At 72.9% G+C, this 22271-nt stretch carries 21 protein-coding genes; 12 read left to right on the top strand and 9 right to left on the bottom strand.

Features of this window, described 5'->3' with window-relative positions; genetic code table 11:
• Positions 1 to 9: 9 nt before the first annotated feature.
• Complete coding sequence (locus tag DN069_RS40155) at positions 10 to 171, top strand: hypothetical protein (protein ID WP_165845571.1); 162 nt, start codon at positions 10 to 12, stop codon at positions 169 to 171.
• On the opposite strand, the gene DN069_RS20780 is transcribed toward DN069_RS40155, so the two are convergent.
• On the bottom strand, positions 153 to 1049 hold the full coding sequence (locus tag DN069_RS20780) for an alpha/beta fold hydrolase (RefSeq protein ID WP_165845570.1): 897 nt from the start codon (positions 1047 to 1049) through the stop codon (positions 153 to 155). The genes DN069_RS40155 and DN069_RS20780 overlap by 19 nt on opposite strands.
• A 221-nt stretch (positions 1050 to 1270) precedes the next feature.
• Between DN069_RS20780 and DN069_RS20775 the strand changes: the two genes are divergently transcribed.
• Positions 1271 to 3118: a hydroxysqualene dehydroxylase gene (locus tag DN069_RS20775; protein ID WP_111502982.1), complete on the top strand. Its 1848-nt coding sequence runs from the start codon at positions 1271 to 1273 to the stop codon at positions 3116 to 3118.
• A gap of 15 nt (positions 3119 to 3133) precedes the next feature.
• Here DN069_RS20775 and DN069_RS20770 read toward each other — a convergent pair whose 3' ends face one another.
• The gene (locus DN069_RS20770; RefSeq protein WP_111502980.1) at positions 3134 to 3898 is read right to left on the bottom strand and encodes a class I SAM-dependent methyltransferase; all 765 of its coding nucleotides are present in this window, start codon (positions 3896 to 3898) and stop codon (positions 3134 to 3136) included.
• 217 nt (positions 3899 to 4115) lie between these two features.
• On the opposite strand from DN069_RS20770, the gene pip reads away from it, so the two are divergent.
• The 3 genes from pip (at position 4116) to DN069_RS40150 (ending at position 6120) form a co-directional block, all read left to right on the top strand.
• Positions 4116 to 5075: a prolyl aminopeptidase gene (gene pip, locus DN069_RS20765; protein ID WP_111502978.1), complete on the top strand. Its 960-nt coding sequence runs from the start codon at positions 4116 to 4118 to the stop codon at positions 5073 to 5075.
• Between the two features lie 72 nt (positions 5076 to 5147).
• Entirely contained in the window at positions 5148 to 5696 is a 549-nt protein-coding gene (locus tag DN069_RS20760; protein WP_111502976.1) for a VOC family protein, read from the top strand.
• A gap of 247 nt (positions 5697 to 5943) precedes the next feature.
• The gene (locus tag DN069_RS40150) at positions 5944 to 6120 is read left to right on the top strand and encodes a hypothetical protein (protein ID WP_165845569.1); all 177 of its coding nucleotides are present in this window, start codon (positions 5944 to 5946) and stop codon (positions 6118 to 6120) included.
• A 49-nt stretch (positions 6121 to 6169) separates the two neighbouring features.
• On the opposite strand, the gene DN069_RS20755 is transcribed toward DN069_RS40150, so the two are convergent.
• Positions 6170 to 7615, bottom strand: coding sequence for an MFS transporter (locus DN069_RS20755; protein WP_111502974.1), 1446 nt, complete (start codon positions 7613 to 7615; stop codon positions 6170 to 6172).
• Positions 7616 to 7850: 235 nt separating this feature from the next.
• Between DN069_RS20755 and DN069_RS20750 the strand changes: the two genes are divergently transcribed.
• Together DN069_RS20750 and DN069_RS20745 are read left to right on the top strand one after the other, a co-directional pair.
• Positions 7851 to 8735 carry a helix-turn-helix domain-containing protein gene (locus DN069_RS20750; protein ID WP_111502972.1) on the top strand — a complete coding sequence of 295 codons (885 nt, stop codon included), beginning with the start codon at positions 7851 to 7853 and terminating at the stop codon, positions 8733 to 8735.
• Between the two features lie 17 nt (positions 8736 to 8752).
• Complete coding sequence (locus DN069_RS20745) at positions 8753 to 9259, top strand: DUF6817 domain-containing protein (RefSeq protein WP_111502996.1); 507 nt, start codon at positions 8753 to 8755, stop codon at positions 9257 to 9259.
• A 19-nt stretch (positions 9260 to 9278) separates the two neighbouring features.
• On the opposite strand, the gene DN069_RS20740 is transcribed toward DN069_RS20745, so the two are convergent.
• Both DN069_RS20740 and DN069_RS20735 read right to left on the bottom strand, forming a co-directional pair.
• Positions 9279 to 9692: a VOC family protein gene (locus DN069_RS20740; protein WP_111502970.1), complete on the bottom strand. Its 414-nt coding sequence runs from the start codon at positions 9690 to 9692 to the stop codon at positions 9279 to 9281.
• Between the two features lie 54 nt (positions 9693 to 9746).
• Positions 9747 to 10127 (bottom strand): hypothetical protein, encoded by a 381-nt coding sequence (locus DN069_RS20735; RefSeq protein ID WP_111502968.1) that lies wholly within the window; start codon positions 10125 to 10127, stop codon positions 9747 to 9749.
• Positions 10128 to 10243: 116 nt separating this feature from the next.
• On the opposite strand from DN069_RS20735, the gene DN069_RS20730 reads away from it, so the two are divergent.
• Positions 10244 to 10981: a phosphotransferase family protein gene (locus DN069_RS20730; RefSeq protein ID WP_111502994.1), complete on the top strand. Its 738-nt coding sequence runs from the start codon at positions 10244 to 10246 to the stop codon at positions 10979 to 10981.
• 132 nt (positions 10982 to 11113) lie between these two features.
• Here DN069_RS20730 and hutG read toward each other — a convergent pair whose 3' ends face one another.
• Genes hutG through hutH form a run of 3 tightly spaced genes read right to left on the bottom strand, consistent with a single transcriptional unit; the run spans position 11114 to position 15352 of the window.
• A complete protein-coding gene (gene hutG / locus DN069_RS20725) occupies positions 11114 to 12091 on the bottom strand; it encodes a formimidoylglutamase (protein WP_111502966.1) in 978 nt (325 codons plus the stop codon).
• Entirely contained in the window at positions 12091 to 13758 is a 1668-nt protein-coding gene (gene hutU / locus DN069_RS20720) for a urocanate hydratase (protein WP_111502964.1), read from the bottom strand. The genes hutG and hutU overlap by 1 nt, the downstream gene beginning before the upstream one ends.
• Before the next feature lie 52 nt (positions 13759 to 13810).
• Positions 13811 to 15352, bottom strand: a complete 1542-nt coding sequence (hutH, locus tag DN069_RS20715; protein ID WP_111502962.1) for a histidine ammonia-lyase — start codon at positions 15350 to 15352, stop codon at positions 13811 to 13813.
• Positions 15353 to 15479: 127 nt separating this feature from the next.
• Here hutH and DN069_RS20710 point away from each other — a divergent pair, with 127 nt between their 5' ends.
• From DN069_RS20710 to DN069_RS20695, 4 genes are all read left to right on the top strand, one after another.
• Positions 15480 to 16241, top strand: a complete 762-nt coding sequence (locus DN069_RS20710) for an IclR family transcriptional regulator (protein WP_111502960.1) — start codon at positions 15480 to 15482, stop codon at positions 16239 to 16241.
• A 104-nt stretch (positions 16242 to 16345) separates the two neighbouring features.
• The gene (locus DN069_RS20705) at positions 16346 to 19078 is read left to right on the top strand and encodes an aminotransferase class I/II-fold pyridoxal phosphate-dependent enzyme (protein WP_111502958.1); all 2733 of its coding nucleotides are present in this window, start codon (positions 16346 to 16348) and stop codon (positions 19076 to 19078) included.
• Positions 19079 to 19201: 123 nt separating this feature from the next.
• Positions 19202 to 20254 carry a hypothetical protein gene (locus tag DN069_RS20700; RefSeq protein WP_111502956.1) on the top strand — a complete coding sequence of 351 codons (1053 nt, stop codon included), beginning with the start codon at positions 19202 to 19204 and terminating at the stop codon, positions 20252 to 20254.
• A 65-nt stretch (positions 20255 to 20319) separates the two neighbouring features.
• Positions 20320 to 21594, top strand: a complete 1275-nt coding sequence (locus tag DN069_RS20695; protein ID WP_243639511.1) for a KamA family radical SAM protein — start codon at positions 20320 to 20322, stop codon at positions 21592 to 21594.
• Between the two features lie 3 nt (positions 21595 to 21597).
• On the opposite strand, the gene DN069_RS20690 is transcribed toward DN069_RS20695, so the two are convergent.
• On the bottom strand, positions 21598 to 22188 hold the full coding sequence (locus DN069_RS20690) for a chorismate mutase (protein ID WP_111502952.1): 591 nt from the start codon (positions 22186 to 22188) through the stop codon (positions 21598 to 21600).
• Positions 22189 to 22271 lie beyond the last annotated feature (83 nt).

The raw sequence follows: 22271 nt of genomic DNA, 5'->3' as shown, positions 1-22271 counted from the left end.
GGTGGTGCTGTGTTCTCTCGATCGACCTACACGACGCTCGGCGCGCTGCTCGCGGTCCTGCTCGCCGCCGGTGGTTTCTCGGCCGCGGCCGCCGCGGGCCAGGTGAGGCCCAACTCTCCGACTCCGCACCAGCATCATGTCCCGCTGGTGGTCTACGGGCAGGCGTCGTAGGCGTCGTAGTCGTAGGCGTCCCCGCGCGGCGTGGGCGGGCCTGCGGTCAGCGGCCCGTCCGCGACCGTGCGGACGGCGTCGGCGATGGCGTCCGGCCGGTCCACGGGCATGAGGTGCAGCGCACCCTCCACCTCGACGTGGCGTCCGCGCAGACTCATCCGGGCCTGCCCCCGGTACACCTCGCGGTCCGCGCCGGGCGCGGACAGCACCCGCAGCGGCACGTCGGGGAACGGCACACGGCGCCGCAGTTCGTCGAGTTCGGCGAGGAAGTCGCGCACCAGGACGCGCTCCACCAGCGCCTCGGTCAGGCAGTGGCCGGCTCCGTAGGCGGAGCGGTACGCGTCGCCGACGTCCGACTGGTCGCCGCGGCGCACCGACTGGGTGCGCATGCCGAGCCGTCGCACGCCGGGCGCCACGAGCTGGCTCAGCCCGGCGTACCGGAACGCGTGGCCCACCGCGCGCGCGGTGCGCACCCGCGCCTCACGGCGTCCGAGCACCTGGCCGGTGACGTTGGGGGCGTGCGCCTCCACCAGTACGGCGGCCGCGACCCGTTCGGGGTGCAGCCGGGCGAAGGCCTCGGCGTAGAGCCCGCCGAGCGAGTGCCCGCAGACCACGACCGGCCCGCGCACCCCGAGAGAGTCGAGCAGCGCGGCGGTCCAGGCGGCGCGCAGCGCGAGGCTGGGCACGCCCGGCGCGGGCTGACTGCGCCCGAGCCCGGGCCGGTCGGCGCGCAGCACGCGCAGCGTGTCGTCGGCGTCTTTCTTGGCCCGCAACTCGGCGACGACCGGGTCCCAGCCGAGCCACGACCCGCCGAGCCCGGACTCCAGCAGCACGACGGTCCCACCGGGTCGCGTCCCGCCCTCGTCAACGACGTGCACGGCGCGTCCCCACACCGGCAGAAACCGCCCCGGCGGCGGGCCGGGCGGGAGCAACGGCAGTGACAGCACAGCTTCCTCCCTGGACTCTCCCAGAACTGGGCTCCGATGGGCCATGGAAGCGTCGCAGGGAAGCTGACGGACTGTCAATAACTGTACGGGCCTGGGGAGAAACGGTGTTTTCCGGGCCTGCGGGCCGGTCTGACCGGCTACTCTCCGTGCTCATGGCAACTGAAAACGTGCAGGAGTCCCCGAACGACGACGGACACAGCCGCAGGCGCTTCCTGGCGGCGACCGGGGGCACGGTCGCCGGAGTGGTCACCGCAGGCACGCTCGGAGGAGTGGTCGGCGCCCTGCCGACGGCCGACAGCGCGGCCGCGGAGTCCCCCGGCAAGCGTGTCGCGGTCCTCGGCGGCGGGGTCTCCGGCCTCAGCGCCGCCCACGAGCTCGCCGAACGCGGCTACCGGGTCACGGTCTACGAGTACTACGACACCCTCGGCGGCAAGGCCCGCTCCATGGACGTCCCCGGCACCGGAACGGACGGCCGCAAGCCGCTCCCCGGGGAGCACGGCTTCCGCTTCTTCCCCGGCTTCTATCGGAACCTGCCGGACACCATGCGTCGCATCCCCTTCCCCGGCAACGCGACCGGCGTCCACGGCAACCTCCGCAACGGGACGGAGGAGTTGTTCGCCCGCGGCTCGGGCCGCCCGGACCTGCACTTCCCGCTCCGCCGGGTCACCACCCCGCCCGCCCCCGGCGACATCACCGCCACCTGGATCCGCGACCAGATCCTCTCGGTGCTGGACCTCGCCACCCACCTGCCCGCCTACGAGGCCGCCTACTTCGCCGACCGTCTGCTGGTCCACCTCACCAGCTGCGACGCCCGCCGCGAGGGCCAGTGGGAGAAGGTCGCCTGGTGGGACTTCATCCGGGCCGGCGAGATGAGCCGCGAGTACCAGGTGCTCCTCGGCATCGGCCAGACCCGCAACCTCGTCGCCACCCGCGCCGAGATCGCCTCCACCCGCACCGTCGGCCGCGTCATCATCGAGGCCCTCATCCTGTGGGGCCTGCTCGGCCGCGGTATGGACGGGGACGCGGACGTCGACCGGGTGCTCAACGCCCCGACCAGCGAGGCCTGGATCGACCCCTGGGAGAGGCATCTGCGTTCCCTGGGCGTCGAGTTCGTGCTCGGCACCGAGGTCCGGGAGGTGGTCTACGGCGGCGGCCGGGTGACCGGTGTGCGGGTGGCGGCGCGCGACGGCAGCCGCCCGCGCACGATCACCGCCGACCACTACGTCTCCGCCCTCCCCGTCGAGCACGCGCGCGTAACCTGGGGCCCGGCCCTGCGCGCCGCCGACCCGCAGTTGGCGCGGTGCGACTGGCTGAAGACGGACTGGATGACCGGCGTGATGTTCTACCTCCGCACGCCCACCCCGATCGTGCACGGCCACATCAACTGCCTCGACTCGCCGTGGGCCGTCACCGCGATCGCCCAGACGCAGTTCTGGGACGGGCGGGACTTCTCGCGCGACTACGGGGACGGGCGGGCGCACGAGTGCCTGTCCACGATCATCTCCGAGTGGGACAAGCCCGGGATCCTCTACGGCAAGACGGCGCGTGAGTGCACCAAGGACGAGATCATCGCCGAACTGTGGGCCCAGCTGAAGGACGCGCTGAACGACCCCGGCAAGACCACGCTCAGGGACGAGGACCGGCTCGGCTGGTTCATGGACCCGGCGGTGACGGGCCTCGGCGGCCCCGACCCGCAGAACCGGGAACAGTTGCTCATCCACCCCACCGGCACCCTCTACCACCGCCCGTCGGCGAAGACCGCGGTGCCGAACTTCTTCCTGGCGGGCGACTACGTCCGCACCGACGTGGATCTGGCGACCATGGAGGGCGCCAACGAGTCCGCCCGGCGCGCCGTCAACGCCCTGCTGGACGCCGACGGTTCAGCGGCCGCGCGGTGTCGGATCTGGGAGTTGTTCCGTCCGCCGGAGATGGAGCCGCTGAAGCGCGTCGACGAGGTGCGCTACCGGCTCGGGCTCCCCAACACCTTCGACCTGGGCTAGGACCCCCGCCCTGGCTCAGTCCGGTCGCCGGCGGGCGAGGTGGACGGTGAGGTCGGCGGTGATGTCGACCGTCCCCGGGAGCACGCGGCTGACCGCGTCGAAGGTCAGCTCCCGCTGTTCGGGCGGCAGTTGGAGGTAGGCCGAGACGGTCGACAGGTAGCCGACGAAGTCGGCGGCGGGGAGGGAGAAACGCCGCTCGACGTCGAGCTGGCGGACGTCGCAGAAGAGCGGGGAGCGCAGGAGCTCGGTGCCGGGCCACTGCAGCTCCTCCTCCGCGGGGGTCCCGTCGGGAGAGGGGACGTCGTCGCTCTCCAGGAACGGGGCGCGCGCCGCGCGCACGGCCTCGGCCACCGCCGGGTCGGCGAGCTCGTACTGACCGCCGAAGGACGCCACCACCCCCTCGGGTTCCAGCAGCGCCGCCACCCGCTCCCACCGCCCCTCGGGCCGGGTCCAGTGCAGGGCCGCCGCCACATAGACCAACCCGTACCGCTCGCCCGGCCGCAGGTCCTCGAACGCGGCCCGGACGGCCGTCACGTTGGCGGGCGCAGTCCGCTTCAGCTCGGCGAGCATCGCCGGGTCGGGCTCGGTGGCCGTGACACTGACGCCGTGTCCGGCGAAGAGGCGGGTGGCCTTGCCCGTCCCCGCGCCGATCTCCAGCGCCGTGCGGATCGGTCGGCCTGCGTAGGCCGCGACCACGTCGAAGACCGCCTCCGGGTAGCCGGGCCGGAAGCGTTCGTAGGCTTGCGCGATCGCGCCGAAGCTCAGTGCACGAGCAGACATGCCCAGCATCCTTGCACGAACGGCTGGGCGAGCAGGATTCAGCGGTCCTGAAGGCGCACGAGCGATCGTCAGGCCTGGATCGTCGGCGACCCGTCCACGCCCGGCAAGCCTCGGTCCACCATTCGAGCGTGGTCGAACCGCCCGGCAGGGTTCCCGCGCAGCCGCGAGTTCGGGAAATCGCGGCACTCCGCCGCGATCACTCCGTAGGGTCGAGAGCATGGTGGATCTCTACCCCCCGACCTATCCCTACGACAGCGGATTCCTCGACGCCGGAGACGGCAACCGGATCTACTACGAGCAGTACGGCAACCCCGAGGGCAAGCCCGCCCTCAACGTCCACGGCGGGCCCGGGTCCGGCGCGCCCCGGAAGCCCACGCGGGCCTGGGATCCGGAGCGCTACCGCGTCATCCGCTTCGACCAGCGCAACTGCGGCCGCAGCACCCCGCACGCCAGCGACCCGGCGGCGGACATGTCCCTGAACACCACACAGCACCTGATCGACGACATGGAGCGGCTGCGCGAGCGCCTCGGCATCGAGAAGTGGTTGCTGAACGGCGCCTCCTGGGGCTCGACGCTCGTCCTGGCCTACGCGCAGCAGCACCCCGAGCGCGTCAGCGAGATGGTCATCCCCGCCGTCACGATGACCCGCCGCAGCGAGATCGACTGGCTCTACCGGGGCGCCGGCCGGTTCTACCCCGAGGCGTGGGACCGGTTCCGCGACACCATCCCCGAGGAGGAGCGGAACGGCGACCTGCTGGCGGCCTACGCCCGGCTGATGGAGAACCCGGACCGGGCGGTCCGGGAGAAGGCCGCCGCCGCCTGGCTCGCCTGGGAGGACGCGGTCATCTCGAACGAGCCCAACGGCGTGCCCGGCATGTACAGCGACCGGGACGTCGACGGGCAGATCGCCTTCGTCCGGATCTGCGCCCACTTCTTCAGCAACGGCGCCTGGCTGGACGACGACCAACTGCTGCGCGACGCCCACAAGCTGGCCGGGATCCCGGCCGTGCTGGTCCACGGCCGCCACGACATGGGCAGCCCGGTGCAGACGGCGTGGCAGCTCGCGCAGGCGTGGCCGGACGCGCGGCTCCACATCGTCGAGGACTCCGGCCATGCCGGGAGCGACGCGCTGCAGGAGACGGTCCGGGCGGCCATCGAGGAGTTCAAGAACCGGTGACGTGATCCAACACGAGCGGGGCGAAGGCCTCACATGCCGTGCGCGGGGCACGCTCGGGGGCACACTGGCGGCATGAACGCGCCCGATCCCGCCACCGTGGCCGCTCGCTCCGCCGTGCGCGAGCGGCTGCGCACCGCCTACCTCCGCCCGCGCGGGGAGCGCCCCGCCTCCTCCGCGCGCGGCATCCACCACACGGCGCTGATCAGCAGCGACGTGGAGCGGACGATCCGCTTCTACCAGGACGTCCTGGAGTTCCCGCTCACCGAGCTGATCGAGAACCGCGACTATCCCGGGTCCTCGCACTTCTTCTTCGACCTGGGCAACGACAACCTGCTCGCCTTCTTCGACTTCCCCGGCCTGGACGTGGGCCCGTACGCCGAGGTGCTGGGCGGACTGCACCACATCGCCATCTCCGTCGCGCCCGACCGCTGGCGCAGGCTGCGGCAGCGGGTCGCCGACGCCGGCGTCGCGCACGAGGTACACAGCGAGGTCTCCCTCTACTTCCGCGACCCCGACGGCGCCCGCATCGAACTCATCGCCGACCCGCTGGGCGAGATGTACGGCAGTCAGATCCTCGATCCCCACAGCGGAGCCCCCGACCCGGCCCCCGACGCGGGCTGACCGCGCCGGCGCTTCGTCTACGGCTGACTTCCGGGCCCGGGCACGCTGTGGTTCGCTGGGGTGATGGTTCGTCATGTCCAGGGGTGCGAGTTCCCGTTCGAGTACGCGGGCGTGACCGTGCCCGGCACGGTGTGGACGCCGGCAGGCCGCAGCGGTCCGGTCCCGTTGGTGCTGCTCGGCCGCCTTCCCCTCGGGCCTCGCGGCGCCCGAGCGGGCACGGGCGGACGCCGCGAGGATCACCGCCCCGGTGCTGTTCCAGCTCCCGTGGGACGACGAGCTCTTCCCGCGTGCGGGCCAACTGGAGCTCTTCGACGCGTTCGGTTCCGCCACCAAGGAGCTCCACGCCTTCGCGGGCGGTCATCAGGAGACCCCGGAGCACGCTCCGGCCGCCTGGCTCGCCTTCCTCGGACGCCACCTCGCCTGACCGCGTCATGAGCGGTCAGGCGAGGTGGCATCCGTGTGAGGCGACGGGGTCAAGCCCGCCGGAGCAGTACCCGCGACAGGCCGGTGGTCACGACCATCAGCGCGGCCACGGCGATCAGGCCGACGTGCATGCCCGAGACCGAGAACGCCCCGCCCGGGCCGGACAGCAGGCCACCGAAGAGGGCGACGGCGAGCGCTCCGCCGGTCTGGCGCAGCGAGTTGAGCAGGCCGGAGGCCGTGCCCGCGCGCTCCTTCGGAACGGCGTCCATGAGCAGCGCGGTCAGCGCGGGCACGACCAGAGCACCGCCGGTGCTGAGCGGCAGCAGCAGCACGAGCACCAGCCAGACGGGGGTGTGCAGGGCCAGCGGCAGCATCGCCAGCATCGCCCCGGCGAAGACCAGCTGGCCCGCGACAATGACGGGGCGTCGGCCGATCCGCTCCGCGAGCCGGGGCGAGACCAGGTTCGTCGCCGTGACCACGGCCGACATCGGGATGAACATCAGCCCCGCCTCGACCCCCGACATGCCGCGGAGCTGCTGGTAGTAGAGGCCGAGGACGAAGATCCCGCCGTAGAACGCGGCGTTGACGGAGAAGCCGACCGCGAGCGGCACCGCGACCCGACGGTCCTTCAGCATGCCGAGCGGGACCATCGGCTGGGAGTGCCGGCCCTCGACCCAGCGGAACGCCACCGCCGACGCGACCGCGAGCGCCCCCGCGCCCAGCACCGGCGCGCTGGTCCACCCCAGGTGACCACCCTCGATCACCGCGAAGGCCAGGCCCGCCAGGGCCAGCACCGCGGTCAGCTGACCGCCGAGGTCGAGCGCGGCCGGGCGACGCGGCGAGCGCGGCACGCGGGCCAGCAGCACGAGAATGGCCGCGCCGACCGGCAGGTTGAGCAGGAAGACGGCACGCCAGCCGGCCGAGTCGGTGAGCAGTCCACCGAGCACCGGGCCCGCCGCCATGGCGACCGAGCCGCCGACCGTCCACAGCGCGATGGCCCGGGCCCGGGCGCGCGGGTCCTCGTAGGCCTGACGGATCAACGCGAGGGACGCGGGCATCACGACCGCGGCGGCTCCACCCTGCGCCACGCGTGCACCGACCAGCGCGCCGATGCCGGGCGCGAGCGCGCAGCCCAGCGAGGCGAGGGTGAACGCCGCGACGCCCCAGGCGTAGGCGCGGCGCGCCCCGGCGCGGTCGGCGAGGGCCCCGGCGGAGAGCATCAGCGCCGCGAACATCAGCGTGTAGGCGTCGACCACCCACTGCAGTCCGGCCATCCCGCCGCTGAGTGAGGTGCGGATCGCGGGCAGCGCGATGTTCACCGCGGAGACGTCGATGGTGATGACCGTGAAGCCCAGCAGCGAGGCCACCAGCGCGACGCCGGTCCCGCCCCGGGCGGTCCCCCCACCCTGCGCGCTCCCACCGGGAACGGTCCGGACCTCCCCCGCTGCTGCGGCGGGACGCGGGACGGACAGGGCCGAGGCAGATGTGCGTGGCATGGAGAACCCCCGTGCTGGACGGTCGTGTGTGGCGGTTTCGCGCGGGCGGCCTCGACGCGCCGGGGCCGCGGCCCGGTGTCGTACACCCCCTGGGCCCCGGCGGCCGGGCCGCCCGCTGCGAGATCAACTCTGCTCGCCCGCGTCGGCGTGCGGGAGACCGCGTTGTACCGGGGTGCCGCGTTCCAGGCACTGACACAGCCCCCCACGCGCGGCGCTCACCTGCCACAATGGCGTGATGGCTGCAACAGGGGACGCACGCGGGACGGAACTGGGCCGGTATCTCAAGGCCCGCAGAGCCCAGGTGCGCCCGGAGGACGTCGGCCTCCCGGCCGGCGCGGGCCTGCGCCGCACCCCCGGTCTCCGCCGCGAGGAGCTGGCTGCGCTCGCCGGGGTCAGTGTCGACTACTACATCCGCCTGGAGCGCGGGCGCGAGACCAACCCCTCCACGGCCGTCGTGGACGCTCTCGGCCGCGCGCTGCGGCTGCGCGGCGACGGCTACGAGCGCCTGCACGAGCTCGCGGAGCTCGCCTCCGGCCGCGTCTCCGAGCTCCCCGCCAGCGACGACACCTCCGTCCGCGAGTCGGTGCTGCGCATGCTGGAGTCGGTCCGCCCGCTGCCCGCGTACGTGGTGAACCGCCACAACGGCATGCTGGCCGCGAACGCGCCTGGCCGCCGGCTGCTGCCCGGCCTGTGGGACTGGCCGGAGGAGCAGCGCAACCTCACCCGCTATCTCTTCCTCCACCCCGTCGGCCGCGCGCTCTACGAGCCGTGGGAGGAGACCGTCGCCCTCTCCGTCGCCCACCTGCGCGCCGTCGCCGGCGGCGACCCCGACGACCCGGAGCTGACCCGGCTGGTCGGCGAACTGGTGCTCAAGTCCCCGGAGTTCGCGCGCCTGTGGGAGCGCTACGACGTCTGCGAGCGCGGCGGTGGCCAGAAGAGCTTCCACCACCCGGCCGTCGGGCCGATGACGTTGACGTACGAGGTCATGCGCCTGGCCCGCACGGGCGGTCAGCGCATGGTCGTCTACCAGGCCGAACCCGGCACCGCGCACGAGGCCGCGATGCTCCGCCTCGACACCGCCCCGAGCGACGCCGTCACCCTGACGGCGGTGGGAACGTGACCGGGCCGGCCCGGGCGATGCTGCGGGCCGCCGGAGCCGCGGACCTCGAGCACCCCGGCGGCACCCTGCTGGCCCATCTGGACCGGGTCGGCGCGCTGCTCACCACCTGGGGCGCACGACCCGCGCTGGCGACAGCGGGACTGTGCCACGCCTTCTACGGCACCGACGGATTCGCCGTCGCGCTGCTGCCGCTGGAACGGCGCGAGGAGCTGGTGCAGGCGATCGGCGAGGAGGCGGAGGCGACGGTGTACTTCTACGCCTCCTGCGACCGCAAGGCCTCCTACCGCCACCTCACCGACGACGACGCCGAGTTCACCGACCGCTTCACCGGCGAACGACTCCGCCCGGCCCTGCGCCAACGGCAGGAGTTCGCGGAACTGACGGCCGCCAACGAACTGGACATCGCCTCCGTCAGCCCGCGGATGCGCGCCCAGCACGGCGCCGCGCTGCTCGAACTCTTCACCCGCTGGCGGCCGTTGCTCTCGGATCCGGCCTGGGCGCACTGCCGGGCCGTGCTGGCCTGAGGCCACCCCTAGGTGCGGCTCAGCCCTCGTAGGACTGAAGCTCGATCAGATTGCCTTCGGGGTCCCGCAGATGAGCGGTCCGCATGGTCGGCCCCCACTCGGGGCGGTCCGTGGCCGGGATCACCGGCGTCCCACCGTGGGCGAGACAGGTCGCCAGCGCCTTGTCCACGTCCGCCACCCGCATCGCCAGCATGAACGCGTCCTGCGCCGGCCCACCCACGGCCGGCAGCTCGGCCGTCCCGGCCGCGGCGGCCATCGTGGCGCGGTCGTACAGCACCACGACGGCCTGATCGTCGACGTCCCAGTTGGCGTAGTGGGCCGAAGGGTCGCCCTTCTTCCGCACCGCCCCCGTCAACTCGGGCAGCACCGCGTCGTAGAACCGGAAACACTCCGCGAAGCGGGTGACCAGCAGGCGCGGGTAGAGGGCATCCATCTCGGCCTCCGATGTCGGTCGACAGGCGGGGGTCGCCCGTCGGTCGTGATCAACCTATAGGGACGCCCGCTCCGCCGAGGCCGGTTCCTCCGCGGGACGGGCGGCCGACGCGAACTCGAGGTACTCGATGGTCGCGCCGCCGGGGTGGCGGACCGTCATGTTGCGGCCCGTCGGGACGGTGTTGGGGCCGTCCAGGGTCTCGCCGGGCGCGACCTCGTCGAGGGAGGAGACGACCACGGTCGCGTGGGTGCCGCGGTAGGGGGCGAGGGCCTCCTCCGTGCCGGCGATGAGGAGGAAGCCGCCGATGCCGGCGATCTCCAGATCGCGGTAGGAGATGCGTTGGCGCGGCTGTTCGCCGGTGAGCGCGACGAAGGTGGGCAGCGCGACGTCGAGGTCGTCGACGTAGACGCGGGCGAGCGTGGCGAGCGTGGTCATGGTGTTCCCCCCGGAGCAACGGATGATCGTCATCCTCACGACGCGCCAAGTGCCCGGCGTCTCCCCTCCGCTAATCCCGTGGCGGCGTCGGCGGTCGTCTCCCGAGAATGGGCTTCATGGATGAAGTCGAGGTCGTCGTCGCCCATAACGAGCGGGCGACATTGCGCGTCGGAGACGTGTTCCTGAAGGTCGACGCCGATCAGGCGCGCACCGACGTCGAGGTTGCGGCGATGGCGCTCGCGCCCGTCCCGACTCCGGAGGTGCTCTGGCGCAAACCGCCTGTGCTTGCGCTCGCCGCGCTCCCGGGGCGGCCAATCGCGCGCCTCGGGGAGCCGTCGACCGCATCCCCGGCGGCGTGGGCCGCGGCGGGCGCGGCCGTGCGGAGGCTGCACGACGCGCCGCTGCCGCCCTGGCCCGGGCAGGGCCTGGACGCGATCACTGCGAGGCTCGACGGCGAGTGCGCACGGCTGATCACCAACGAGCTGCTTCCCGCGGACCTGGTACGGCGCAACCGCGAGATCGCGGAGGCCGCGCTGCGGCCGTGGACGCCGGTGTTCACGCACGGCGACCTTCAGGTCGCCCACGTGTTCGTCGAGGGCGACCAGGTCACCGGCGTGATCGACTGGTCCGAGGCGGCGCCGGGTGACGCCCTGTTCGACCTCGCCATCCTGACGCTCGGTCACGAGGAGCACCTCGGCGACGTCCTGGCCGGCTACGGTGCCGACGCCGACCGGGACGTGATCCGCGCGTGGTGGTCCCTGCGCAGCCTCGTGGCGGTGCGCTGGCTGATCGAGCACGGCTTCGACCCCGACCAGCCGGGCTGCGAGGTCGACGTGCTCCGAGCCCGCATGTGAAGCCGCCCACCCGCAGGGACAGTGCTCGGGGAGCGTGCGCTGTCACCGCGGACGGGCGGTCGGGGGGTGGCTGGTGGCCGCCAGGCCGCGGCTGTCCGGTTCACACGGCCTGGCGACCGGTCCAGGGCCTGGTCAGTGCGCGGCGGGGGCCGCGGAGGTGACCAGGAGGCGGTGAACCAGACGGGCCGCCGCCCGGGCGGTGCGGTGGTCGACGTCGAGCCCGGGGTTGAGCTCCGCGACGTCGACCAGCAGCGGCTTGCCGCTCGACGCGACCTTGGTGCAGACGTGCTCGACGATCTCGATCGGCACCCCGTAGGCGGCGGGCGCGCTGACGCCCGGGGCCGCGCCGGCCGGGAGGACGTCGAGGTCGATCGTCAGGTGGACGACGTCGCAGCTCGCGAGGAACTCCTCGACGAAGGCGTCCACCCGGTCGCGGTCCAGCGCGCCGCACTCGGTGTCGGTGAGGTAGCGCACGCCGAGCCGGTCCGCGGTGCGGAACAGCGTCTCGGTGTTGCTGGGCTGACTGATGCCGAGCACCCAGTAGTTGAACCGACGTCCGGCCGCCTCCTCGTCCCGCGCCATCTGCAGGAACGGCGTGCCGGAGCTGGGCCGCGGCGCGTCGCGCAGGTCGAAGTGCGCGTCGAGGTTGAGCACGCCGAGCCGCGCGCCGTCGCGCAGCAGCCCGCTGCCGGCGATGCCGAGGTAGCTGCCGTAGGCGACCTCGTGGCCGCCGCCGAGGACGGTGACGCGGAGGCCCTGGTCGAGCAGCGCGCTGACGGCGTCGCCCAGGCGGCGGTGGCCCGCCTCCAGGTCGTCGTCGGCGACCTCGACGTCGCCGGCGTCCAGCGCGGACTGACGCGACGGCAGGGCCATCGAGGCGAGCGCGGCGCGCAGCGCGCGCGGCCCGTCGGCGGCGCCCTGGCGGCCCTTGTTGCGGCGTACGCCCTCGTCGCTGCGGAAGCCGACGAACGCGGCGTCGCCGGGGGCGGCGGCGGACGGGTCCACGGTGACGACGTGGTGCCAGCGCAGGTGCTCGGCGCCGGGGCCGTCGTCGCGTCCCGACCACGGGGTCGGGGCCACGTCGACGGCTACGGCCGTGCGGGACGCCATCAGGCGTCGCCGCCCTCGCGCATCGGGATGCGGACGTTCAGGTCGTCGGCGACCTCGACCGCGTGGTCGTAGCCGGCGTCGACGTGGCGGATGACGCCCATGCCCGGGTCGTTGGTCAGCACCCGGCGGATCTTCTCGCCCGCCAGCTTGGTGCCGTCGGCGACCGTGACCTGACCGGCGTGGATGGAGCGGCCGATGCCGACGCCGCCACCGTGGTGGATCGACACCCACGACGCACCCGAGGCGACGTTGACCATGGCGTTGAGCAGCGGCCAGTCCGCGATCGCGTCCGAGCCGTCCAGCATCGCCTCGGTCTCGCGGTAGGGGGAGGCGACGGAGCCGCAGTCGAGGTGGTCGCGGCCGATCACGATCGGCGCGGACAGCTCGCCGGAGGCGACCATGTCGTTGAACCGCTCACCGGCCTTGTCCCGCTCGCCGTAACCCAGCCAGCAGATCCGCGCCGGCAGGCCCTGGAAGTGGACCCGCTCCTGCGCCATCTTGATCCAGCGGTGCAGCGACTCGTTCTCCGGGAACAGGTCGAGGATGGCCTGGTCGGTCTTGGCGATGTCCCGCGGGTCGCCAGACAGCGCCGCCCACCGGAACGGGCCCTTGCCCTCGCAGAACAGCGGACGGATGTAGGCCGGGACGAAGCCGGGGAAGTCGAACGCCCGGGAGTAGCCCGCGAGCTGGGCCTCGCCGCGGATGGAGTTGCCGTAGTCGAAGACCTCGGCGCCCTGGTCCATGAACCCGACCATGGCCTCGACGTGCTTGGCCATCGCCTCGCGCGAGCGCTGCGTGAACTCCTCCGGCTTCTCGGCCGCGTAGGAGGCCATGTCGTCGAAGGCGACACCGACCGGGAGGTAGGCCAGCGGGTCGTGCGCGGACGTCTGGTCGGTGACGATGTCGATCGGCGCGTCCATCGCCAGCAGCGCCGGGACGATCTCGGCCGCGTTGCCGAGCAGGCCGATGGAGAGCGGCTTGCGCGCGTCCCGGGCCTCGACCGCCAGGTCCAGCGCGTGCTTGAGGTCCTTCGCCTCGACATCGAGGTAGCGGTGCTCGATGCGGCGGGCGATGCGGGAGGGGTCGCAGTCGATGCAGATCGCCACGCCGTCGTTCATCGTGACCGCGAGCGGCTGGGCGCCGCCCATGCCGCCCAGGCCGGCGGTGAGGGTGATCGTCCCGGCCAGCGTCCCGTTGAAACGCTTGGCCGCGACCGCGGCGAAGGTCTCGTAGGTGCCCTGGAGGATGCCCTGGGTGCCGATGTAGATCCACGAACCGGCCGTCATCTGCCCGTACATCGTGAGACCCAGGGACTCCAGCCGGCGGAACTCCTCCCAGTTGGCCCAGTCGCCCACCAGGTTCGAGTTCGCGATCAGCACCCGCGGCGCCCACTCGTGGGTCTGCATCACACCGACCGGCCGCCCGGACTGGACCAGCATGGTCTCGTCCTGCTTCAGCGTCTGCAGGGTGCGCACCATCGCGTCGTACGAACGCCAGTCACGCGCCGCCTTGCCCGTGCCGCCGTAGACGACCAGCTTCTCCGGGTGCTCCGCGACCTCCGGATCGAGGTTGTTGTTCAGCATCCGCAGGGCGGCCTCCTGCTGCCAGCCCAGGGTGCTCAGCTGCGTGCCACGTGCGGCACGGATCGGCTCGGTACGGATCGTCATGTTCGAAGTCCTTGCTGCGTAACGACGTGATGGGAGAAGGAGCGGAGCGAGGTCAGTGCAGGCGGCCGGTGACGGACTCGGCGGCGGCCAGGGCGCGGCCGTCGGCGACGTACTGGACGGCGGCCTCGATCTCGGGTGCGAGGTAGCGGTCGGTGCCGGGGCCCTCGACGAGCTCGCGCAGGCCCGCGCGGACGGCCTCGGTGGCCGGGGCTGGGGCGAGCGGGGCGCGCAGGTCCAGGGCGCGGGCGGCGGTGAGCAGCTCGATCGCGAGGACGCGGGTCAGGCCGTCGACGGCGCGGCGCAGCTTGCGGGCGGCGGACCAGCCCATGGAGACGTGGTCCTCCTGCATCGCCGAGGAGGGGATGGAGTCGACCGAGGCGGGCGCGGCCAGGCGCTTGAGCTCGGAGACGATCGCGGCCTGGGTGTACTGGGCGATCATGTGGCCGGAGTCCACGCCCGGGTCGTCGGCGAGGAAGGCGTTCAGGCCGTGGCTGCGGGAGACGTCGAGCATCCGGTCGGTGCGGCGCTCGGCGACCGAGGCGATGTCGGCGACGGAGATGGCCAGGAAGTCGAGCACGCAGGCGACGGGGGCGCCGTGGAAGTTGCCGTTGGACTCGACGCGGCCGTCGCGGGTGACGACGGGGTTGTCCACGGCGCTGGCGAGCTCACGGTCGGCGACGGTCTCGCAGTGGGCGAGGGTGTCGCGGGCGGCGCCGTGGACCTGCGGGGTGCAGCGCAGCGAGTAGGCGTCCTGGACGCGCGTGCAGTTGGCCGGGTCGCGGTGGCTGGCGACGATCTCCGAGCCGGCGAGCACGGCGCGGAGGTTGGCGGCGCTGGCGGCCTGGCCGGGGTGCGGGCGCAGCGCCTGCAGGTCGGCGGCGAAGACGGCGTCGGTGCCGAGCTGGGCCTCGACGCTCATCGCGGCGGTGATGTCCGCGGTGGCGAGCAGGCGGCGCAGGTCGTGGGCGGCGAGGACGAGCTGGCCGAGCATGCCGTCGGTGCCGTTGATGAGGGCGAGGCCCTCCTTCTCCTTGAGCACGACCGGGGTGAGGCCGGCGGCGGCGAGCGCCTCGCCGGCGTCCTTGAGGTTGCCCTCGGCGTCGCGGACCTCGCCCTCGCCCATGACGGCGAGCGCGCAGTGGGCCAGCGGCGCGAGGTCGCCGGAGCAGCCGAGCGAGCCGTACTCGCGCACCACTGGGGTGATGCCGGCGTTGAGCAGGTCGGCGTAGGCCTGGGCCGTCTCCAGTCGGACGCCGGTGCGGCCGGTGGCGAGGGTGGACAGGCGCAGCAGCATCAGCGCGCGGACGACCTCGCGCTCGACCTCGGCGCCGGAGCCGGCCGCGTGGGAGCGGACCAGGCTGCGCTGGAGCTGGGCGCGAAGCTCGGTGGGGATGTGACGGGTGGCCAGGGCGCCGAAGCCGGTGGAGACGCCGTAGTGGGGTGTGACGTCGTCGGCCAGGTCCTCGATGACCTTGCGGCTCTGCTTGATCTCCTCCTGGGCGTCGAGGGCGAGCTCGACAGTGACCCCGAGGCGGGCGACAGACACGACTTCGTCGGCGGAGAGGGGGCCGACTCCGATGAGAACCTTGTTCATGGCATCTATGAAGCACCAGGTCAAGGGGGTCGCAACAGGGGTTTCGAGGGTGTTGTGTCTGGTATCCCAGACATATGAGCGGGGCACTGTCTCGGATCCCAGACGTTGCCGGGGCTACGCTCCGAGCATGTCCATCGTGCCCGCGGCCGCCCAGGTGCTGGCCGTCCTCCGGTATCTCGCCAGGCAGGCGGCGCCCGTCCCGGCCGCCGCGATCAGCCGCGACGTCGGCCTGCCCCGGTCGACCACCTACCACCTGCTCGACACGCTCACCGCGGACGGCTTCGTCGTTCACCTGCCGGAGGAGCGGCGCTACGCGCTGGGCGTCAGCGCCTTCGAGCTCGGCTCCGGCTATTCCCGGCAGGCGCCGTTCCAGCGACTGGCCCGGGTGCCGCTGGCCCGGCTGGTGGACCGCACCGGCCACAACGCGCACCTGGCCGTGCTGCACGGTCGCGAGGTGCTCTATCTGATCGAGGAGCGGGCGCCCGGCCGGGCGCCGCTGGTCACCGAGGTGGGCGTGCGGCTGCCGGCGCAGCTGACCGCCAGCGGCCGGGCGATGCTCTCGCTGCTGCCGACGGCGCAGGTGCGGGCGCTGTTCCCGGACGCGGAGGCGTTCGTGCAGCGCACCGAGGTGGGCGGGCCGCGCTCGCTGACGGCGCTGCGCGCCCGGCTGGTGGAGGTGCGGCGGCGCGGCTACGCGACCGAGGAGGGCGAGGTCACGCTCGGCTTCTCCTCCGTCGCGGCCGCGGTGACGGACCGGGCGGACCATCCGGTGGCGGGAGTGGCCGTCACCTTCGAGAGCGGGGCGCTGGACGAGGCGCAACGCGAGGTCCTCGCCCAGGAGGTGGCCCGGACGGCGCGGGAGCTTTCTCGAAGGGTGGGCGGCCGTTGACGCCCGCATGAGTGGGCTTATACATTCACGGCACCTCTGAATAGGTTGATGCAGGCAGTGTGCCGCCGGTCCGGCCCCTCCCGCCTGCGCGAAGGGAACCCGCCATGGACGCCCCCGCCCCCACCTCCGCGGTGCACGTCGACGAGAACCTCGACGAACACGTCTACAACAGCGTCCACCGGCTGCGCGCCGACGCCTGGTCCTCCTTGGAGGAGGCCACCCGGCGCCTCGCCACCCTGCCGCGTGCCAGTGGCGCGCGCGCCGACCTCGACGCCCGCGTCGAGGAGCTGCTCGACCTGCTCGGGCCGATCGAGTCCTGCTGGGCCTCCCCCGGCCGTGCCGCCCTCGACGAGCTCCGCTCGCTGCACCGCACCGGCGAGCGCCGCAAGCTGATGGAGCGCACGGAGGAGCTGGGCCGTGCCGGGTCGGGCGGCGCGCCGGAGACCGTCGACGGCCAGGACCCCGACCCGCGTCCGGTCTTCGAGGTGCTGCTCGTCGACGAGGTGACGCCCGACGAGGAGCGCTCGCTCCGCGCCCGGTTGCGCGAACTGCGGCGCAGGGACGACGAGTTCGCCTACGAGCTGGTCGTCGTCGACAGCTTCGAGGACGCCGTCATCGCCTCGCTGGTCAACGTGCGGCTGCAGGCGGTGGTGATCGGCCGTCGGTTCGCCGACCGGTCGCGGCACGACCTGCGGATGCTGCGGCGCTTCTTCGACGGCACGGCCGACGACGGCGGCGAGACGAACTCCTTCGGCCACCGGGTGCAGCGCCTGGGCGCCCGACTGGCCGCCATCCGGCCGGAGTTGGACCTCTACCTGCTCGCCGACGGCTCCGTCGAGGCGCTGGCCGGCTTCGTGGACCGGCGCTTCGCCCGGGTCTTCCATACCCGCGACGGGCTGCTGGAGCTGCATCTGTCGATCCTGGAGGGCGTGGGCCGCCGCTTCCGTGCGCCGTTCTTCGCCGCCCTGGAGGCGCACAGCCGCCGTCCCACCGGCGTCTTCCACGCGCTGCCGATCTCGCGCGGCTCCTCCGTCGCCGGCTCGCCCTGGCTGCCGGAGATGACCCGCTTCTACGGCATGAACACCTTCCTCGCCGAGACCTCGGCGACCTCCGGCGGCCTGGACTCGCTGCTGGACCCGACCGGACCACTGCGCGAGGCGCAGGAGTTGGCCGCGCAGACCTTCGGCGCGCAGCAGACCTACTTCGTCACCAACGGCACCTCGACCGCCAACAAGATCGTGGTGCAGGCCCTGGTCCGGCCCGGCGACATCGTGCTGGTGGACCGCAACTGCCACAAGTCCCACCACTACGGGCTGGTCCTGGCCGGCGCCCACGTGGTCTACCTCGACTCGTACCCGCTGGACGCGTACGGGATGTACGGGGCGGTGCCGGTCGAGGAGATCAAGCGCAAGCTGCTGGAGTTCCGCAAGGCCGGCACGCTGCACCGGGTGCGGATGCTGATGCTCACCAACTGCACCTTCGACGGCGTCGTCTACCACCCGGCCCGGGTGATGGAGGAGTGCCTGGCGCTCCACCCCGACCTCGCGTTCCTGTGGGACGAGGCCTGGTTCGCCTTCGCCCGGTTCCACCCGGTCTACCGCCCGCGCACCGCGATGGCCGCCGCCGGGACGCTGCGCGAGCGCTTCCGCGACCCCGCCTACCGGGCACGCTGCGCCGAGCAGCGCCGCGAGCTGGGCCAGGAGCCGGACGACGACACCCTGCTGACGACGCGTCTGCTGCCGGATCCGGACCGGGCACGGGTCCGCGTCTACGCCACACAGTCGACGCACAAGACGCTGACCTCGCTGCGGCAGGGCTCCATGATCCACGTCCACGACCAGGACTTCCACCGCCGGGCCGCGGAGACCTTCCGCGAGGCCTACATGACGCACACCTCCACCTCGCCGAGCTACCAGATCCTGGCCTCGCTCGACCTGGGCCGCCGGCAGGCCGCACTGGAGGGCTTCGGGCTGGTCCGCAAGCAGGTCGAGCAGGGCGGGCTGCTGCGCGACGCCGTCGAGGACCATCCGCTGCTCAGCCGCTACCTGCACTTCCTGACCACCCCGGAGCTGATCCCGGCCCGCTACCGCTCCTCCGGCGTCGAGCAGCCGCTGCGCGCCGGGCAGGCGGCCATGGCGCGCGCCTGGGAGGAGGACGAGTTCGTGCTGGACCCGACCCGGGCCACGCTCTCCATCGGGGCCACCGGCATCGACGGGGACACCTTCAAGCACGAGCACCTGATGAACCGTCACGGTGTGCAGATCAACAAGTCCACCCGCAACACGCTGCTCTTCATGACCAACATCGGCACCACCCGCAGCACCGTCGCCTACCTGATCGAGACGCTGGTCCGGCTGGTGCGCGGCCTGGAGGACGACGCGGACGCGCGCGGCCCGCGCGAGCAGGCGGCGCACCGGCGCCGGGTCGCCGAGCTCACCTCCGCGTCCGTGCCGCTGCCGGACTTCAGCGCGTTCCACCCCGCCTTCCGCCCCGGCGACGACGGGCGGGGCGGCGCGACGCCCGAAGGGGACATGCGCGCCGCGTTCTACCTCGCCTACGACGACGCGGCGTGCGAGTACCTGAGCGCCGGGGAGGCCGCGGCGGCGCTGGCCGCGGGACGGGAGCTGGTCTCGGCGACCTTCGTCACCCCCTACCCGCCGGGCTTCCCGGTGCTGGTGCCCGGCCAGGTGGTCAGCGCGGAGGTGCTCGCCTACATGGCGGCCCTCGACACCCGCGAGATCCACGGCTACCACCCCGACCAGGGCTACCGGGTCTTCACCGAGGAGGCGATCCGCGCCCACGAAGGCGTCGCCGCCCGCGCCGCGACCCCCGTGTGATCCTCAACTCCCCCTCAACAAAAGGTGGCGAGCGCATGCCACCACCGCGGCGGGGTACCAGGTTCCGTACGGACGCACCCGTGCCTCGGGCCTGGCGCCGTGGATCCGGGTCGGGGGTGTCGATTGTTCGGGGACAGCCGTGTACGGCGTGGCACGCTGCTGATCGCTGCGGCGGTCGGCCTGCTGGTGGGGCTCTGTCTCTGGTTCGCCCGGGGGCTCCCGGACTTCCGGGAGAACCTGCTGCTGAACATGGCCCCGGAGCTGGTCACCACGCTGGTCACGCTGCTCGTCATCCAGCCGGTGCTGACCCGGCTGGAGGAGGAGCGCGTCCGCGAGCACCTGCGGCTGGACTACCCGTCCTTCTGCGACAAGGTGGCGCAGACCGGTGACATCGTCTGTGTGCTGGACACCTTCTCCTACCTGCTCTCCGGCGCTACGGCGATGCGCTTCGCGGAGGCGGCGCGCAGCGCGATCCGGCGCGGCGCCACCGTCCGGATCCTGCTGCTGGACCCGGACTCCCTGGCGGCCCGGCAGCGCTCGCACGAGCTGAGCGCGGACGTGCGCCGCGAGGTGATGCGCAACCTTCGGGAGCTGCGCCATCTGGAGGCCCGGCTCCCGCAGGACCAGCGCGAACGGCTGCAGGTGCGCGTCTACGCCGCCGCCCCGTCGATCCAGCTCTACCGCTGCGGCGAGCGGATGATGGTCAGCTTCTACCCCGTGGACCGGCTCTCCGGTGAGGGGCAGCAACTGGAGGTGCGGGTCACCACGCCGCTCGGCTCCTTCGTCTCCGAGCGCTTCGCGGAGCTGTGGAGCCGCTCGCGCACCGTCAACGAGGTACTGACCCGGCAGGTTCAGTTCGTCGACCCGAACGGCGGGGAGGCGGGCGAGGTGATGTGGCTGGAGTACATCGACGACGACGGCGCCTGCTTCTTCAGCGACTCCCGCCTGGTCCTGGAGCTCGCCCGGCACCGGGACCGGCCGGTGTCCGTCCGGCTGGACGGCGACGCGGGCCAGGAGCACGAGCTGGCGCTGATCGCGGACGACGAGGGCGACCTGCTCGCGCGGCTGCGCGCCGGCTTCACGGAGAAGTACGGCGTGGACGCGGAGGTCTTCGTCAGGCTCGAAAGCGGGCCGCGTGCGATGATTGAGACCACGTCGGCCGCAACGGACGAGTGAGCGACAGAGGTTCAGTGCGCGTGGCAGTGGCAGTACAGAACAGTGATCCGCACGGTGATCGGCCGGTGTTCCGGGCCCTTTCCCTCCCCCACCTGGACGCGCTGCTCGCGCGCGCCGGGCTGGACGAGCAGGACCGGCTGCGGGCCAGGGCCGTCGCCGAAGTGCTGCCCTTCCGGACCAACTCCTACGTCGTCGACGAGCTGATCGACTGGGAGGCCGCCCCCGACGACCCGATGTACCGGCTGGTCTTCCCGCAGCCGGACATGCTGCCGCGCGCCGACGTCGACCGGATCGCCGGGATGCTGCGCGGTGGCGCGTCCGCGGACCGGCTGCGCGCGGACGTGCACGACATCCGGCTGCGGCTGAACCCGCACCCGAGCGGCCAGCTGGACCTCAACGCGCCGCGGCTGGACGACGGCGAGCCGGTGCAGGGCATGCAGCACAAGTACGCCGAGACGCTGCTGTTCTTCCCCCGCCAGGGCCAGACCTGCCACGCCTACTGCTCCTACTGCTTCCGCTGGCCGCAGTTCGTCGGCGAGCCGGACCTGCGGATGGCGAGCGGCGACGCGGAGGCGCTGCGCTCGTACGTCGCCACGCATCCGGAGATCACCAGCGTGTTGATCACCGGCGGCGACCCGCTGATCATGAGCAGCGCGGTGCTGGCCCGCTACATCGAGCCGCTGCTGGAGGTCCCGCACCTGGAGTCGGTGCGGATCGGCACCAAGGCGCTGTCGTACTGGCCGCACCGCTTCCTCACCGACCCGGACGCGGACGACCTGCTGCGGCTGTTCGAGCGGGTCGTGGCGAGCGGACGCAACCTGGCCCTGATGGGCCACTACTCGCACCCGCGCGAGCTGGAACCCACCGCGGCGCAGCGGGCGCTGCGCCGGGTGCAGGACAGCGGCGCGGTGGTCCGCTGCCAGGCGCCACTGATCCGCGGCGTCAACGACCGGGCGGAGGACTGGGCGGTGCTGTGGCGCCGCCTGGTCGCCCAGGGCGCGGTCCCCTACTACATGTTCGTCGAGCGCGACACCGGCCCGCAGGACTACTTCGCGGTGCCGCTGGCCCGCGCCCACGCGCTCTTCCGCGAGGCGTACGCGCAGGTCTCCGGCCTGGCCCGGACGGTCCGCGGCCCGATCATGTCGGCGACGCCGGGCAAGGTGCAGGTCGACGGCGTGGCGGAGGTCGCGGGCCGTCGTGCCTTCGTGCTGCACTACGTCCAGGCCCGCGACCCGGAGCTGGTCGGCCGCCCGTTCTTCGCCGCCTACGACCCGGACGCCCGCTGGCTCACCGACCTCAAGCCGCTGCCCGGCGACGGGCCCCTGCCGGGGCTGGGCTGAGGGTCAGTCCGCGCAGACGGACGGCAGGGCGCGGAGCAGGGCGGCGTAGTGGAGCGCGTCCAGGCTCTGCTCGTGCCGGGCGTGGACCGTGGCTGCGGTCAACTGACCCTCGCAGGAGGGCGCGTGGATGCTGGTCTCGGCGGCGGCGATGGCCTGGACGAGCTCGGCGCCGATGGTGTTGAGCTCCACCCGGATCGTCGCGAGGCTCGGCTTGGTGGTCGGGATGAGCGACGGGTCGGCGTCCCACTCGGCGTACAGGGCGCGCTGGACGACCTTGTTGGCCTCGATCTGGTCGCGGAAGATCTTCGCGACCGGCGCGGGGTCGATCCCCAGGGCGGTGGCCTGCTGCTCGGCGTCGGCGATCACGATCGCCTCGCGCGCCGGGTCGTCGATCGGGCTGCCCGTCCCGTACTTCGCCGCCGCCACCTGGTCGGCCACCTCGACCCGCTGCGCGGACAGCTCCGCGACCGTCGCGAGCGGTGTCGCCCTCGGCGCGGCCACGGCGGTTCCCGCTCCGATCCCGATGCCGGCCGTGGTGAGCAGCAGCGCCGCGCCGGCAGCCGCCGCCGTCGATCGCTTTGCGTTGATGAGCATGCGCACAGGAATCCCCCAGTCTTGTACGAAGCGTCGCGCCGATCCTACGGTCGTGCCTCGCCGCGACGCTTCGTACAAGACTG

The organism is Streptacidiphilus pinicola (assembly GCF_003258295.1).
Classification (GTDB): Bacteria; Actinomycetota; Actinomycetes; order Streptomycetales; family Streptomycetaceae; genus Streptacidiphilus; species Streptacidiphilus pinicola.
The sequence above is the reverse complement of the archived record's forward strand: the minus strand, read 5'-3'. Positions and strand labels throughout refer to the sequence as shown.

Excerpts from the sequence above, each read along its gene's own strand:
- DN069_RS20770 (WP_111502980.1), bottom strand. The coding sequence starts at position 3,898 with ATGTCTGCTCGTGCACTGAGCTTCGGCGCGATCGCGCAAGCCTACGAA.
- hutG (WP_111502966.1), bottom strand. The coding sequence starts at position 12,091 with ATGGCGTCCCGCACGGCCGTAGCCGTCGACGTGGCCCCGACCCCGTGG.
- DN069_RS20755 (WP_111502974.1), bottom strand. The coding sequence starts at position 7,615 with ATGCCACGCACATCTGCCTCGGCCCTGTCCGTCCCGCGTCCCGCCGCA.
- DN069_RS20690 (WP_111502952.1), bottom strand. The coding sequence starts at position 22,188 with ATGCTCATCAACGCAAAGCGATCGACGGCGGCGGCTGCCGGCGCGGCG.
- DN069_RS20735 (WP_111502968.1), bottom strand. The coding sequence starts at position 10,127 with ATGACCACGCTCGCCACGCTCGCCCGCGTCTACGTCGACGACCTCGAC.
- hutU (WP_111502964.1), bottom strand. The coding sequence starts at position 13,758 with ATGACGATCCGTACCGAGCCGATCCGTGCCGCACGTGGCACGCAGCTG.
- DN069_RS20775 (WP_111502982.1), top strand. The coding sequence starts at position 1,271 with ATGGCAACTGAAAACGTGCAGGAGTCCCCGAACGACGACGGACACAGC.
- DN069_RS20710 (WP_111502960.1), top strand. The coding sequence starts at position 15,480 with ATGTCCATCGTGCCCGCGGCCGCCCAGGTGCTGGCCGTCCTCCGGTAT.
- DN069_RS20730 (WP_111502994.1), top strand. The coding sequence starts at position 10,244 with ATGGATGAAGTCGAGGTCGTCGTCGCCCATAACGAGCGGGCGACATTG.
- DN069_RS20750 (WP_111502972.1), top strand. The coding sequence starts at position 7,851 with ATGGCTGCAACAGGGGACGCACGCGGGACGGAACTGGGCCGGTATCTC.
- DN069_RS20760 (WP_111502976.1), top strand. The coding sequence starts at position 5,148 with ATGAACGCGCCCGATCCCGCCACCGTGGCCGCTCGCTCCGCCGTGCGC.
- DN069_RS20740 (WP_111502970.1), bottom strand. The coding sequence starts at position 9,692 with ATGGATGCCCTCTACCCGCGCCTGCTGGTCACCCGCTTCGCGGAGTGT.
- pip (WP_111502978.1), top strand. The coding sequence starts at position 4,116 with ATGGTGGATCTCTACCCCCCGACCTATCCCTACGACAGCGGATTCCTC.
- DN069_RS20745 (WP_111502996.1), top strand. The coding sequence starts at position 8,753 with ATGCTGCGGGCCGCCGGAGCCGCGGACCTCGAGCACCCCGGCGGCACC.
- hutH (WP_111502962.1), bottom strand. The coding sequence starts at position 15,352 with ATGAACAAGGTTCTCATCGGAGTCGGCCCCCTCTCCGCCGACGAAGTC.
- DN069_RS20705 (WP_111502958.1), top strand. The coding sequence starts at position 16,346 with ATGGACGCCCCCGCCCCCACCTCCGCGGTGCACGTCGACGAGAACCTC.